Raw genomic sequence first — 14,722 nt, forward strand, 5'->3', positions numbered from 1 at the left:
AAACCAGTCTTTTAGTGGACAGAGATAATCGCCATCTTGATTAAACAAGAACTTGCCACTATACCTGATTATAGAATATAAATTAGAGGATGTCAAGAGATAAAAAATTCAGTTTAATGTTAACCAAAGTGAGTAAAAAAAGCTGAGAGATTGTTTAGGGCAGAAATCTTGAGGGATTATATCAAAACATTGAGGAAGACTGAATAAATGCAGTCATGCTCTCCTGTTATTTTGGTAAAATTGTTTAGCCTTTTGATCAGGTGGGTGGCACTCACCTGATTTATTTTTAGCTATACATTAAAACGGAATAGTAAAACATCACCCTCTTGAACAATGTATTCCTTGCCTTCACTTCTGACTAAACCTTTTTCTTTGGCGGCGCTCATTGTGCCACTATTAACTAAATCCTGATAAGACACGGTTTCTGCACGAATAAAACCCCGTTCAAAATCCGAGTGAATAACTCCGGCTGCCTGGGGTGCTTTCATACCGGCAATAATCGTCCATGCGCGGGTTTCTTGGGGTCCAGTGGTGAGATAGGTACGCAGTCCTAATAACTCGTAGGTAGCTTTAATTAAAGATTTTAATCCCCCTTCTTCTACTCCTAAAGAACCGAGAAAATCTTTTCTTTCTTCCTCCGACAATTCCACTAATTCCGATTCTACTTGAGCAGAAACGATCACAACTTTGGCCTGTTCCTGTTGGGCAATTTGACGGACACTTTCTACCCAATCGTTACCCGTGGCCAGATCATCTTCGCTCACATTAGCGGCATAAATAATCGGTTTACGACTCAATAAACCGAGATTTTTAATTAATTCTTCTTCCTCTTTGCTTAAATCCACTTTTCGCGCCGAAATACCGTCATTAAGACAAATTAGGATTTTTTCAAGGATAGCCAATTCTTCGGCGGCTTCCTTGCTATTTTTCGCCTGTTTGCGTAAACGTTCCACCCGCTTCTCCACCTGTCCCAAATCCGCTAGAGCTAACTCTAGATTAATCACCTCGATATCCCGGGACGGATCCACGGAACCGGAAACATGAATAATATCATCATTATCAAAACAGCGCACCACATGAACGATCGCGTCCACTTCCCGGATATTAGCCAAAAATTGATTACCCAATCCTTCCCCGCGACTGGCACCCTTGACTAATCCGGCGATATCGACAAATTCAATCCGCGTCGGCACGATTTTCTCAGAATTAGAGATTTTAGCCAAAACCTCCAGACGTTCATCGGGGACGGATACCACACCCACATTCGGTTCGATGGTACAAAAGGGGAAATTAGCGGCCTCGGCCTTGGCATTAGCCACCAGAGCGTTAAATAGGGTCGATTTACCCACATTTGGCAGTCCCACGATTCCAGCTTTCAACATAAAAATTGCTTGATAAACATCATCCCGACCTCTCACTATATCAGGCTGCCTCTCGTTTTTGTAAATCCAGTTGATGAGAAAGACGGTGGATAGTTAACAGCTTAGTTAACATTTATTCAAGTTCCTTAACTAAAAGTAGGCGAGATTTTACAAGAGATTGCGAGAATGGGATGTAATGCTTGAGACTGAGTTAGGGTGAAGAGTAGGAAAGAATACACCTGTAGCACTGGGCAAAATTATGGCAAGACAGGCCTTTCACTTCTAAATACGTCCTGAGAGTAATTTTCAGTGCTATGACAGTATATTTCCCAAGGGCGATCGAGTGTAAATATCGTCCAATCGCCGCAACTAATCACTAAATCATTGTTGGGGGTATCTGTATGAATCAAAGTATCGGAGCAAACACCCGTAATGTGGCCCTTGTCGGCCCCTACTCCAGTGGAAAAACCTCCTTACTGGAAAGTTTACTTTTCGTAACAGGAGCGATCACCAGAAAAGGCAAAATCAGCGATCGCAATACCGTTGGTGATAGTTCCACGCAAGCGCGGGATCGACAGATGAGTGTAGAAGTTTCCGTTGCCCACAGTCAATACCAAAACCTAAATTTTACCTTTCTCGATTGCCCCGGTTCGATCGAATTTGCCAGTGAAACCTATAATGCCCTCGTCGGGGCCGGTGCTGCTATTATCGTTTGTGAACCGGTGGTCGATCGAGTTCTCACCCTGGCTCCCTTGCTAAAATTCCTCGATGATTGGGAAATTCCGCATCTAATCTTCATCAACAAGATGGATCGCTGTAATAGTCACTTTAACGAAGTCCTACAAGCTCTCAAATCCGTTTCTAGTCGTCCCCTCGTTCCCCAACAATATCCTATCCGTCAGAACAACGAAACTATCGGATTTATCGATTTAATCAACGAACAGGCTTATCATTACCATGCTAACAGTCCCGCCGATCCTGTACCTTTACCCGACCACCTCAAGGAAGAAGAACAGATCGCTCGACAAGAAATGCTAGAAACGATTGCCGAATTTGATGATCATCTTTTAGAAGAACTCCTCGAAGATATTAACCCCTCCCGGGAAGAAATTCTCCAAGACTTAAAACAAGAACTGGGATCCGATCAGATAGTACCCGTGTTCTTTGGTATGGCGGAACGGGACTATGGTGTGCGTCATCTCCTCACCGCTTTAGTGGAAGAAGCGCCGGCCCCGACAATTACCGCCAATCGTCGCGGTCTCGATCCCAGTGCGGATGGGGACGCAGTGGTACAAATCCTCAAAACCTATTTTACTCCCCAGGGCGGTCGCCTCTCCCTAGGGCGAATCTGGCAGGGAACCCTTAACGATGGCATGGCCTTAAACGGTGTGCGGATTGGTGGTATCTATCGTCTCATGGGACAACAACAACAACCCCTACAGCAGGCCCAAGCGGGGGAAATTGTCGCTCTCGGTCGTTTGGAAGGAATCGGCACCGGAGACGTGGTGAGCAGCGGCAGTCAAAAACCCGACCTTCCCAAAGGATTACAGCTTAAACCCGTCTTTGCTCTAGCTATTGCCGCCGTCAATCGCAAGGATGAAGTTAAATTAAGTTCAGCTTTGACAAAACTGATCGAAGAAGATCCCTCCCTCTACTGGGAACAACACGGCGACACTAAAGAAGTGATTCTCTGGGGACAGGGAGAAATTCATCTACAAGTGGCCCTCGATCGCCTAGCACGCAAGTATAATCTACCGATGACCACCCATTTACCCCAAGTTCCCTACAAGGAAACGATCAAAACCAGCACCAAATCCCACGGACGTTATAAACACCAAACCGGCGGCCACGGTGCTTTTGGTGATGTGTATCTCGATATTAAACCCCTGGCCCGGGGGGAAGGTTTCCACTTCCATGAAAGCATTGTCGGTGGTGTCGTCCCCAAACAGTATATCCCCGGGGTGGAAACGGGAGTGCGGGAATATCTCGGTCATGGTCCTTTGGGTTTCCCCGTGGTGGATATTGATGTCACCCTCACCGATGGTTCCTATCACAGTGTCGATAGTTCCGAACAAGCTTTTAAACAAGCGGCCCGTCTAGCGATGACGGAAGGACTGCCTAAATGTCATCCGGTCTTATTAGAACCCATTCTATCGGTGACGGTTCTCGCTCCCTCAGAATACACCGCCAAGGTTTTACAGTTAATCAGTGGTAAACGCGGTCAAATTCAGGGTTTTGAAGCTTCTGAGGAGTGGAAAGGTTGGGATCAGGTGACGGCCTATCTACCCCAAGCGGAAATGCACGATTTGATCGTTGAATTGCGTTCTTTGACTATGGGTGTCGGTTTCTTCCGGTGGGATGAGGATCACCTGCAAGAAGTGCCGGATAAACTGCGCGATGCGGTTTTAGCCATGCAGGGTAATGGTAACAAGTAAGGTCTTCTTGGCTGTCACTAAAGTAGAGCGATAAATTACCGAGAGATGGGCTTTTATTGGCTCATCTCTCCCTTTTCTGGCAAAAAATGACAGAAGGGTTCGATAAAATTAGCCTAGTGCTATACTGCCCCAAATTAGTCTCGGAATTCTCAACTTAACCTCATGAATTTATCTAACCTGATCTTAGTCGCCCTCGGTGCAGGAATTGTTTTCGGTGCGCTGCTCAATGGTTTTTTTCCTGCCCTAATCCTACCCTTAGACGACTATATTCTTGCGCCGGTGGGACAGGTTTTTCTGCGCTTAATTCAATTTGTAGTGGTTCCGATCGTTTTTTCTTCTCTTATTTTAGGATTAACCCGGGTACAGAATGCGGCGCGGATCGGTAGATATTTACTCAGATTGATGACTGGCTATCTGCTAACCAGTACACTTGCTCTGTTAATCGGCATGGCGACGGCGTTGCTATTAAAACCGGGGATAGGTTTAGAGGGATTTGCCACTAATGCCGCCATGACCACCAATACACCGGTATCCTTGAGAGATTGGCTGATTAGCTTGATTCCGGTTAATCCCCTAGAAGCTCTTACCGGGGGCAATCTTTTACAGGTAATCGTGACGGGAGTTTTATTTAGTATCGGCATCGGACTGGCCAAAGAGGGGGCAAAACCTTTTATTCTGTTGATAGACAGTCTTTATCTAATCAGCGAGAGAATCCTATCGGTGATTCTTTATCTAGCACCTGTGGGGGTATTTGCCCTGATTGCTTCGGTTATCGCCACTCAGGGGTTAGAATTAGTGGCGAGACTTTTTTTCTATGTTTTTGGTCTGTTTTTGGCCAGCACCTTGATGATTGGGGTGTATGTTTTGCTCCTTTTTGCCCTCAAAGGAGAACCTCGACGCTTTTTTGCCTCTTTATCGGAGTCTTTATCCTTAGCTTTCGGTACTGCTAGTTCTAACGCCGCTTTACCCGTAGTTTTGCGGGAAATTCAAGAATACGGTTTACCCGAAGATATCGCCAGTTTCGCTATTCCCTTGGGAACGGTACTAAAACGCGATGGTTCGGCAATTTTACAGGGATTTAATGCTCTTTTTATCGCTCAGGTTTACGGAGTTCCTTTAAGTCCCTCTTTGTTATTAGCGATCGCATTGAGTGGTTTATTGGTTTCTTTTAGTACCCCTGGAGTCCCCGGCAGCGCATTAATTACCATGACTACCGTATTATCGGCGGCGGGTTTACCCTTAGAGGGAGTGGCTTTAGTGGCAGGGGTCGATCGCTTGACCGATGGCTTTAAAACCGTGTTAAATGTGATCGGTAATACAGTTAATGCTATCCTGCTCAATTACTGGGAATTAGGAGAAAAGGAAAAATCCCTAGAATCAAAAAACTAGCCTCACCTAGCCACGGCAGAACCCTCGTAGAATTTGGACAAGGGGCAAAGTTTAATAGGGAATAACTGAATAGGCCGCCAGCTTGTTAGAGTATTGGGAGTAATTTTGAGCGAGCGATGATATTACAGCCTTTCCTTTCTTCCGCTTGGAGTTTTAATCTTCCCCTGTTAGCCTCGGCAGCTACGGCCGAAACTGCCGATAGTGCCTTAGTTTTAGCCTGCGTGCTGCTGAGTTTGACCGTTATTTATTTCGCCTGTAAACTGGGGGGGGAAATATGCGTCCGATTCAACTTGCCTCCCGTGTTAGGAGAATTAGTCGGTGGGGTGATTATCGGGGTTTCTGCCCTAAAATTACTGGTTTTTCCAGAAGGAGGGGCGGGATTCGAGGATTCTCTGTTAATTAACTTCCTAGAATCCACTTCCCCCCTCACCCCGGAGGAATCTCCCGCCGTTTTTAGCGCTGCTAGTGAGGTGATTTCCGTCCTCTCGGAATTGGGGGTAATTATCCTGCTGTTCGAGATCGGTTTAGAATCGGACTTGCAGGAATTAATTCGCGTCGGTCCACAGGCAGCCGCTGTGGCAGTGGTGGGGGTTGCGGTTCCCTTTTTGGTGGGTACTTTGGGTTTAATCTATATCTTTCATCTGGCCACCATTGCCGCTATTTTTGCCGGGGCAGCTTTAACCGCTACCAGTATCGGCATTACCGCCAAGGTTTTAGCAGAAATAGGGCAGTTATCAGCGAAAGAAGGTCAAATTATCATCGGGGCAGCGGTTCTCGATGATATTCTCGGTATTATCGTTCTCGCCGTCGTTGCTTCTTTGGTGAAGACTGGAGAAGTGCAAATTAGCAAAGTAATTTATCTAGTTATTAGTTCTAGCACTTTTGTGGTCGGGGCGATCCTGATCGGTCGTTTTTTAAGCCCCTTTTATGTTCAATTAGTTAATAGCATGAAAACTAGGGGACAATTGCTCTTAGTTTCCCTGATTTTTGCCTTTATTCTTGCCTATATTGCCCAAGTTATTCAATTAGAAGCGATTCTCGGTTCCTTTGCTGCGGGCCTGGTTCTAGCGGAAACGGAAAAGCGATCGGAATTGGCAGAACAAGTGTTCCCGATCGCCGATTTATTCGTACCGATATTTTTCGTCTGTGTGGGGGCAAAAACCGATTTAAGTGTGCTTAATCCCGCTATTCCCAGCAATCGAGAAGGATTAGTCTTGGCCGCTTTCCTAATTGTCGTCGCTATTTTGGGTAAAGTGGTGACGGGGTTAGCCGTTTTCAGTAAGGAAAAACTCAATCGCTTGGCGATCGGAGTTGGCATGATTCCCCGGGGTGAAGTGGGTTTAGTCTTTGCCGGAGTCGGGGCCGCTAGTGGTGCTTTATCCCCCGCTACCGATGCGGCCATTATTATGATGGTGATCTTGACCACCTTTGTCGCTCCGCCTCTGTTAAGGTTAGTATTTAAAGAACCCACCGCCAGTCCTCAATCAGTGAGCAGTGAGCAGTGAGCAGTTACCAGTGGTAGTGTTAAGTTACCAGTAGCAGTGTTAAGTGGCACTAACAGTGCCGTCTTTTCATTGATAACAAGGGCCGAATCTAAATCCTAATTTGTTAAGCTAAAAGCTTTCATGGACTTAGTTTCTAACCTTATTTTTAGGTAGGAGAATTGCCAGATTCTTTTTTGGAGCCTCTTGCCTATTACCTTCAGAAGCTGATAACTGATGACTGATAACTGATGACTGATAACTGATCACTGATAACTGATCAGAAACATAGCAGACCATCTCAACGTCCCATAAGCTTGTTTTTATAGATAGTTATTCTCAGGGCATTAAGGGAGCTATGGATGGCAAAAAATCGACAAAATCGTCCATTTTTACCGAAAAAAGGTAATTGATAACTGAGGAACGGGAGCATCGATCATGAGATTTCATTGGTTATTCCTAAGCGCATTAACTTGGTTGCTGGTGGCGGCCCCTGCTTGGGCAGGCAAGCTCGTCTTTTGGCGATTCGATACCAATGAGAATCGTCTGGTGTTCACCACCGACAATCGAGTGCAACCGCGAGCGCAAATGATCACTAACCCCACCAGGATCGTGATCGATCTGCCCGGGATCAGGTTAGGGCAACCCAATATTAACCGGCCCATTGGCAATATCGTCAGAAGTGTCCGCATCGGTCAATTTGATGCGGAAACTACCCGTTTAGTGATTGAGTTAGCCCCCGGCTATACCGTCGATCCTCAACAGGTAAAAATTCGCGGGATTTCGCCCACCCAATGGACAGTGGAACTGCCGGAACCGCAACCGATTAGTGAGCAAACAGAACCACCCGTCACCCCCGATCCCAGTCCTCCCCCCGATCGCGGTTCCACCCGTCCCACTCCCCCACCCCCAGTTAGTCGGACGGACAACAACGATGATTTTCAGGTGACTCGCAATGGTCTTTTTGTCCGTTTAGAGCAAAATGGTGATGATCGATCGATCCGCAGTCAACGCAGCCGGGACGGCAAAAAAATCGAATTTGAATTACCCGGGGCCACTTTACCCAGCAGTCTCACCGGTCAAACTATCCCCGTCAATCGCTATGGGGTCGGTGATATTCAATTCAGTCAAACTGCCAATCAACAGGCTAAGATTTCCCTAAGCGTTAATAGGGATAGTCCTGATTGGCAAGCTCTCTATAGTCGTTTTGGTGGCTTGGTTTTACTGCCCAGGGGCGGCATGAGTTCCGTGGATAATATCTCCTCACCTCCCCCCACTCAGGCCAGCAATCCCAATCCTCGCCCCAATAATCCCCCCCCGAAAACTGCCAATAATCCCCCTTCTAGCAGTCGTTTGGCCACGATCTCCTCGATCGATCTGACGGGTAATAACGCTCGCCTGTTAATTCGCGCGGATTTACCCCTAAAAGCTAACGGCAGTGTTAACCGGGATGGGGTCTATGAACTACGCATCGAAAATGCTAAGTTAGCCGAGTCTTTTCGAGGTCCGCGCTTTGGTCGCTCTAGTCCCATCTATCAATTGCGCGTACGTCAGGAAAGTGTTAATAAGGTGCTGATTTTGGTACAGACCGCGGCAGGATTTCAATTCGGTCGCCTCAATCAGTCGGACGGTCAAACCCTAGCCCTAGAATTGCTTTCCTCCCGCAATTCTAGCCCCGTTTCTCAGGTTCCTGACTCCACCACTATTCCCGTCCCTTTACCCCCAGATACGGGGCAATTTAACCCGCATCTGCGCCCCTCTAACCCCACCCCTAATCCCCCCCAACAACGCAATAGCCGCTTTCTAGTGGTGATCGATCCTGGCCACGGTGGCAAGGATCCGGGGGCGATCGGAATTGGTGGCCTTCAGGAAAAAAACGTGATTCTGCCCATTTCCCTAGAAGTTACCCGCATTCTGCAACAACAGGGCATCGATGTGCGTCTAACTAGAGATAGCGATTTCTTTGTCACCCTGCAAGGGCGCACGGATATGGCTAACCGGATCGATGCCGATCTATTTGTCAGTATCCACGCTAACTCTATGGGGAAAGCACGACCGGATGTCAATGGCATAGAGGTGTATTACTTCGGTGATCGCCGTTTATCGGACACCATCCATCGCAATATTGTCCGCAGTGTCGATATGCGCGACCGGGGGGTGCGTCGGGCCCGTTTCTATGTGCTGAGAACCTCGAGAATGCCCTCTACCCTGGTGGAAGTGGGTTACGTTACGGGCGCTGAGGATGCTGCTAAATTAGCCAATGCCAACTTTCAACGACAAATGGCGGCGGCGATCGCTGGGGGGATTATTGAATATATTCAACGAAATCTCCGTTAATGGTTAAATGATTGGAGCATTAGTTTACTGATCAAAAAATCCGTGTTTTAATATCATCAAATAAAGCTATTTTAGATGAGCGTTTTCCTCGATATCTATGAGAGAATCACAATTTAGTCCGATTGGTGTGTTTGATAGTGGTGTGGGTGGACTGACCGTTTTAAGGGAGTTGTATAAACAACTGCCCCAAGAATCGATTCTCTATTTCGCTGACACCGCTAGACTTCCCTACGGAACCCGTTCTAAAGGAGAAATTATCGAATTTGTCCTGCAAATTCTCACTTGGATGAGCGATCGCCAGGTGAAAATGGTGATTATGGCCTGTAATACCAGTTCTGCCTTGGCTTTAGAAGAAGTGCGGGCCGAATTTAAAGATTTACCGATTTTGGGGGTAATTTTGCCCGGGGCAAAAACTGCCGTTGAAAAAGGAAAGCGCATTGGTGTGATTTCTACCCCGGCTACGGCTAAAAGTAATGCCTATAAACAAGCTATACAAGAAATCGATCCTACTGCCCAAGTTTGGCAAATTCCCTGTCCTGAGTTTGTACCTTTGATCGAGGCTAACCGCATTTTTGACCCCTACACCACACAAGTGGCTAGGGAATATCTTCAGCCTTTACTGGCAGAAAATATTGATACTCTGGTCTATGGTTGTACCCATTATCGCCATCTTTCCCCGGTTTTACGTCCTCTTTTACCTAGTTCCGTGCGCTTGGTAGATCCCGCCGCTGCCGTTGTCCGAGCGGCGGAAAAAGAGCTAGAATTATTAGGACTAAAAAATCCCGAAACACCCCTACCTACTAACTTCGCAGTTAGCGGTGATCCTGACACTTTTGCCCGTTTATCTCGTCAATGGCTAGGTTTTTCTCCCAGGGTAGAAAAGGTTTATTTACCCGTCCCCGTTTTATAACCCTTAGCCTTTTCCGTGAGCAGTTATCAGTGAGCAGTTATCAGTGAAAAGACAGCAGGAAACTGCTATTTACATCCTTTCTCGTCAAGGTGAAGCACGGACACTAATAAGTAAGCTAAGACGCATTTAAAGTGCTTATTCTTAAGATTAGCCGAATCTCCCTCAATCCCTTTACTGTTGCCTCTTGCCTCTTGCCTTTTGCCTATCTTCACTAGGAAATTAATTCTGCACGACTACTTACAATGATTTGCCCATGACTGGGAAAATAATAGTAACTCTGTATTTTGCAATGTTGGCAAAACCAGTTGTTTTCGTCAAGACTGCCAATATTAATACAGTAATTTTTCCCAGAGGGAAGTCAGTGTGTTAATTCAGTTTTGGGAAAGTTTTAGATTTATTGGGGGTTTCCCTGATTTGTACCCAGTAACGGGGGAGCGGAAATTCTTGTAATCCCTCCTACAGCACAGGTTATGGACTTTTGTCAACCTAGAAAGAGGCGGTTGGCAGAAGGCAGGAGGGAAAAGTACCACTGACTGGAAAGAGGGTGTAGGGTGTCGGCTTCGGCCGTGATCTCAGGCTTCGACGGTGAGACCAGCCGAACTGCCGAACGGGTGTAGGATGTAGGGAAGGAAGCCTCTTTCATCTGTGGGGGTGAAAATTTTTTCATCGGGACTGACTAGATTATACTCTGTCTGATTGATTCTATCCAAGATTTGAAGGCAATTCGGACATTCAATTGTTTCATTTAAAAGAGCGAGCTTGAGGAAAATTGTCTGAGCAATTTTTTGGTAATTGACCCCTGTACATTGGGTAAATCGAGGAGTTGATCAAAATCTATCCAGATAACCCACCTCCTCTTATGTACTGCTATTGTACCATTCTGACACAGAACCTAGAAGAGCCGATGATGATTGCCTGACCTAAGATCACATTTTATCCTTTTTTCGACTTCCCTCTAAAAATCGAGAAAAAGGCAAAGCCCCTGATTCTACCATAAAAAAATTATGCAAGAGGTCTATTCTTCCCACTCCCCCACTTCCCACTTCATAATTCATAATTCCCTCTCCCAACCCCTTTTTCCTTTTTACTTGATATAATGCCCTATTTTGACCCCGTAACCTCGGTTTATATTCATATTCCTTTTTGTCGTCGGCGCTGTTTTTACTGTGATTTCCCGATTTTTGTCGTCGGTAATCACACCAATCCGGCGACTTTTCCCCCTGTGGTGGAGTATGTGGAAATATTACAAGAAGAAATTAGCCTTAGTCAGGGGACGGGGAAACCCCTAGAAACAATTTTTTTTGGGGGGGGGACTCCTTCCCTGTTACCGGTGGAATTATTAGGATCAATTCTGGATACTTTAGCCAAAAAGTTTGATTTTGCGGCCGATATAGAGATTTCTATGGAGATTGATCCGGCTACCTTTAGTTTAGAACAATTACAGGGTTATCTTAGCGCCGGAGTTAATCGGGTTAGTTTAGGAGTACAGGCTTTTCAAGAACCATTATTACAGGTTTCTGGTCGATCGCATAATGTTAAGGATATCTATCAGGCAGTGGAATTAATTCAGGGATTGGGAATAGTTAACTATAGTTTGGATTTGATTTCGGGATTGCCACAACAAACCCTGACAGATTGGGAAAATTCCCTAGAAAAAGCGATCGAACTGCAACCGGCCCATCTTTCCTGTTACGATTTGGTCTTAGAAGCGGTTACTCCTTTCGGTAAACAGTATCAACCGGGGAAAAAACCCTTACCCGATGATGAAACCACGGCGAAAATGTATGTTTTAGCCAGTGAAAAACTAGCTTTAGCCGGTTATCAACATTACGAGATTTCTAACTATGCCAAACCGGGTTATCAATGCCGACATAATCGAGTTTACTGGGAAAATCGTCCCTATTACGGTTTTGGTATGGGGGCTGCTAGTTATCTTCATCAACAACGTTTTACCCGTCCGCGCAAAAGTCGCGACTATTTCGCTTGGGTAAAAGAAGGCTGTCAGATTGACGTGGAGAAAAATAGCTTGATTGATGATCTTCTCGAAACCTTAATGCTAGGGTTAAGGTTAGGGTCAGGGGTGAGTTTACCCGCCATTGAAGCTAATTTTGGTTCGGAAATCAAAAAAGCAATTTTAGAGGTCTTAGAGCCGCATGAACAGCGTAATCTAGTAATAATTGAGGGGGATACCAGGGTAAGATTAAGCGACCCCGAAGGTTTTTTGTTTTCTAATCTAGTTTTAACCGATTTATTTGATCGCTGGCAATAGTCAGAAACTATATTTTACTGACGATAATGGATAGCTAACCAAATACAAGGGGGATTATTGCTAGTAAATTCGACGCGATGTTTTTGGTGAGGAGGAATTAGGAGATAATCCCCTGCTTGCAGATTAACTTTGTTGCCATCTTCATAACTAATCTCAGCGTATCCCTGTAATAAAATCACCCATTCAAAGTCAGATTGATCGTACCATTGACCCCGGGGAGTGGTTTGACCGGTGGAAATAATTCTTTCCAGACGAATAGCCTGACTTTGGGCCAGAATTTCCAGAATTTCTCGGTCAGGAATTAGTTCGGGTAAATCAAAAATTGAAGCTGCTGTCATTAGTTATTATCTCTTTCTGGATGAAAATCTTTAATCACCGTCGGTATTGCTGTTAAAATTTTCTCAACGATATGAGCAGGTGTATCTAGGTCAGAAACAACAATCCGAAGATCCGCTTCTGCATACAGTCCTCGTCTTTGTTCTAATAATAATTCTAGTTTACTTTCTAAATCAGTGGACTCCAACAAGGGACGAGAGGTATCTTGTTTTAAACGTTTAACCAAGACTTCTAGGGGAACATCTAACCAAATCATTAAACCGTGACGAAGATAACTCCAATTCATCGGTTTTAAAACCATCCCTCCCCCGGTGGCAATCACAGTTTTAGTCAGAGAGGATAATTCGGCCAAAACTTGGGTTTCTAACTCCCGAAAAGTCGCTTCTCCCTCGTCGGCAAAAATTTGCCTGATTTTCTTTCCCGCGACCCTTTCTATTAATATATCTGTATCAAAAAAACGATATTGTAACCGTCGGGAAAGCAACTCTCCCAGGGTGGATTTGCCGGCCCCCATCATTCCTAGCAAAAAAACACTTAATCCCCGTAAGGAGTTAAAATCCGTTGAATTGTCCATAGTTAAAATTTAGCTGAATGTAGTCCTCGCTACTCAGGGACGATGTTTTGATAAGCATTTAGGAGTAAAAACCGCGAGATGAAATCAGAAAATCTTCTCAGAACTCCCATTGACACCGACATCGTGTCAGAATCTGGATAACCATGATACCATCTTGGTAATTCATCGACAAAATCAGCTTGATTAATCTAATCAAGTGGTGTGGGGAGTGTGAACACAGGAGTCTAAAATTCATGTCCAATCAACCAGCAAACTTTCCGGGTAATAGAAATCAACTCAAACCGATTAAAGTCGGGGTTATCGGGGTCGGTAACATGGGACAACACCATAGTCGCATCCTGAGTTTGTTAAAAGACGTGGAATTCGTCGGGGTGGCCGATGTCAACGTCGAAAAGGGTCTGGAAACTGCCAGTAAATACCGAGTCCGTTTTTTTGAAAATTATTTAGACCTCTTACCTAGGGTAGATGCGGTTTGTATCGCTGTCCCCACCCGGTTACACCATCGAGTCGGGATGGACTGTCTGCAAGGGGGAGTACATACCTTGATCGAGAAACCGATCGCCGCTAGTATTAGTGAAGCGGAATCTTTAGTCAATGCGGCAGCCGATCACGATTGTATTCTGCAAGTGGGTCATATCGAGCGTTTTAATCCCGCTTTCCAAGAGTTATCGAAGGTCTTGAAAACCGAGGAGATTTTAGCGATTGAATCCCATCGCATGAGTCCCTATTCCCAACGCGCTAATGATGTGTCGGTGGTGTTAGATTTAATGATCCACGATATAGATTTAATTTTAGAATTAGTCGCCGCTCCCGTGGTGAAATTAACCGCTAGTGGTAGTCGCGCTGCCACTGATTCCGGTTATCTCGATTATGTCACTGCAACCCTTGGTTTTAGTAATGGAGTGGTGGCTAATTTAACCGCTAGTAAGGTGACTCATCGCAAGATTCGCCGTTTAGCGGCCCACTGTAAAAATTCTCTCACGGAAGCGGATTTTCTCAATAATGAAATCCTCATTCACCGGCAAACCACCGCTAACTATAGCACCGATTACGGTCAAGTTCTCTACCGTCAAGATGGTTTAATTGAAAAGGTTTATACTAGCAATATTGAACCCCTACACGCGGAATTAGAACATTTTGTTCATTGTGTGCGCGGTGGGGACCAACCTTCTGTCGGTGGGGAACAAGCTTTAAAAGCTTTGCGATTAGCTAGTTTAATCGAACAAATTGCCCTTGATGGTCGCGTTTGGCAACAATCGGACTGGAATTATCAATATCTTAATTCTCCCGTGATTACTGCTTCTTAATTGTTTTCACCCCGATTCTTTAAGTGAGAGAATTGGGGTGAGCAGTCAAAATTAGTTATCTGAAGAACTTTTTAAACATTTTTCTGAGGGTTTTTTCCCACACCATTGACTTTCACAGGGAACTCCATCATCATCTCCATCCATTTTGACATTGGGGCAATTTCCTGATAGGGGGACAAGCGAGCTAGAAGGTAGATAGAGCAAGCGATATAGCTCTTTGTCCCTTGATGTAATCCTTCAACCGATAGCGGCTAATTTGCATTAGCTCTTCTATATTTTTTGGGAACATTTGATGTAGCTGGAGCCAATGATAGAGATGTTGA

10 protein-coding genes and 2 pseudogenes are annotated in these 14,722 nt (G+C 45.3%); 7 read left to right on the forward strand and 5 right to left on the reverse strand.

What is annotated here, in order from left to right; all coding sequences use genetic code 11:
* Positions 1-290: 290 nt before the first annotated feature.
* The gene (gene ychF, locus ACE1AQ_RS09985; RefSeq protein ID WP_110545022.1) at positions 291-1,382 is read right to left on the reverse strand and encodes a redox-regulated ATPase YchF; all 1,092 of its coding nucleotides are present in this window, start codon (positions 1,380-1,382) and stop codon (positions 291-293) included.
* Between the two features lie 380 nt (positions 1,383-1,762).
* On the opposite strand from ychF, the gene ACE1AQ_RS09990 reads away from it, so the two are divergent.
* The 5 genes from ACE1AQ_RS09990 (at position 1,763) to murI (ending at position 9,913) form a co-directional block, all read left to right on the forward strand.
* On the forward strand, positions 1,763-3,796 hold the full coding sequence (locus ACE1AQ_RS09990) for an elongation factor G (RefSeq protein WP_110545009.1): 2,034 nt from the start codon (positions 1,763-1,765) through the stop codon (positions 3,794-3,796).
* 162 nt (positions 3,797-3,958) lie between these two features.
* Positions 3,959-5,185: a dicarboxylate/amino acid:cation symporter gene (locus ACE1AQ_RS09995; protein WP_008198166.1), complete on the forward strand. Its 1,227-nt coding sequence runs from the start codon at positions 3,959-3,961 to the stop codon at positions 5,183-5,185.
* Positions 5,186-5,301: 116 nt separating this feature from the next.
* Complete coding sequence (locus ACE1AQ_RS10000; RefSeq protein ID WP_110545011.1) at positions 5,302-6,690, forward strand: cation:proton antiporter; 1,389 nt, start codon at positions 5,302-5,304, stop codon at positions 6,688-6,690.
* A 414-nt stretch (positions 6,691-7,104) separates the two neighbouring features.
* Positions 7,105-9,003: an N-acetylmuramoyl-L-alanine amidase gene (locus tag ACE1AQ_RS10005; protein ID WP_008198169.1), complete on the forward strand. Its 1,899-nt coding sequence runs from the start codon at positions 7,105-7,107 to the stop codon at positions 9,001-9,003.
* Positions 9,004-9,100: 97 nt separating this feature from the next.
* Positions 9,101-9,913 carry a glutamate racemase gene (gene murI, locus ACE1AQ_RS10010; RefSeq protein WP_008198171.1) on the forward strand — a complete coding sequence of 271 codons (813 nt, stop codon included), beginning with the start codon at positions 9,101-9,103 and terminating at the stop codon, positions 9,911-9,913.
* Positions 9,914-10,587: 674 nt separating this feature from the next.
* On the opposite strand, the pseudogene ACE1AQ_RS10015 reads toward murI, so the two are convergent.
* Positions 10,588-10,757 (reverse strand): annotated as a pseudogene (locus ACE1AQ_RS10015) (ISL3 family transposase); the annotation flags it as partial.
* 252 nt (positions 10,758-11,009) lie between these two features.
* On the opposite strand from ACE1AQ_RS10015, the gene hemW reads away from it, so the two are divergent.
* Positions 11,010-12,182 (forward strand): radical SAM family heme chaperone HemW, encoded by a 1,173-nt coding sequence (hemW, locus tag ACE1AQ_RS10020; RefSeq protein ID WP_110545013.1) that lies wholly within the window; start codon positions 11,010-11,012, stop codon positions 12,180-12,182.
* Between the two features lie 14 nt (positions 12,183-12,196).
* Here hemW and ACE1AQ_RS10025 read toward each other — a convergent pair whose 3' ends face one another.
* Together ACE1AQ_RS10025 and ACE1AQ_RS10030 are read right to left on the reverse strand one after the other, a co-directional pair.
* On the reverse strand, positions 12,197-12,520 hold the full coding sequence (locus tag ACE1AQ_RS10025; protein WP_110545015.1) for a cupin domain-containing protein: 324 nt from the start codon (positions 12,518-12,520) through the stop codon (positions 12,197-12,199).
* Positions 12,520-13,092, reverse strand: coding sequence for a shikimate kinase (locus tag ACE1AQ_RS10030; RefSeq protein WP_008202509.1), 573 nt, complete (start codon positions 13,090-13,092; stop codon positions 12,520-12,522). Before ACE1AQ_RS10030 ends, ACE1AQ_RS10025 begins: the two co-directional genes overlap by 1 nt.
* Positions 13,093-13,325: 233 nt before the next feature.
* Here ACE1AQ_RS10030 and ACE1AQ_RS10035 point away from each other — a divergent pair, with 233 nt between their 5' ends.
* The gene (locus ACE1AQ_RS10035; RefSeq protein ID WP_002791832.1) at positions 13,326-14,399 is read left to right on the forward strand and encodes a Gfo/Idh/MocA family protein; all 1,074 of its coding nucleotides are present in this window, start codon (positions 13,326-13,328) and stop codon (positions 14,397-14,399) included.
* A gap of 51 nt (positions 14,400-14,450) precedes the next feature.
* On the opposite strand, the pseudogene ACE1AQ_RS10040 reads toward ACE1AQ_RS10035, so the two are convergent.
* Positions 14,451-14,561: pseudogene (locus ACE1AQ_RS10040) on the reverse strand (DNA-binding protein); the annotation flags it as partial.
* Positions 14,562-14,722: the final 161 nt, after the last annotated feature.

The organism is Microcystis sp. BLCC-F209 (genome assembly GCF_041928595.1).
GTDB lineage: Bacteria > Cyanobacteriota > Cyanobacteriia > Cyanobacteriales > Microcystaceae > Microcystis.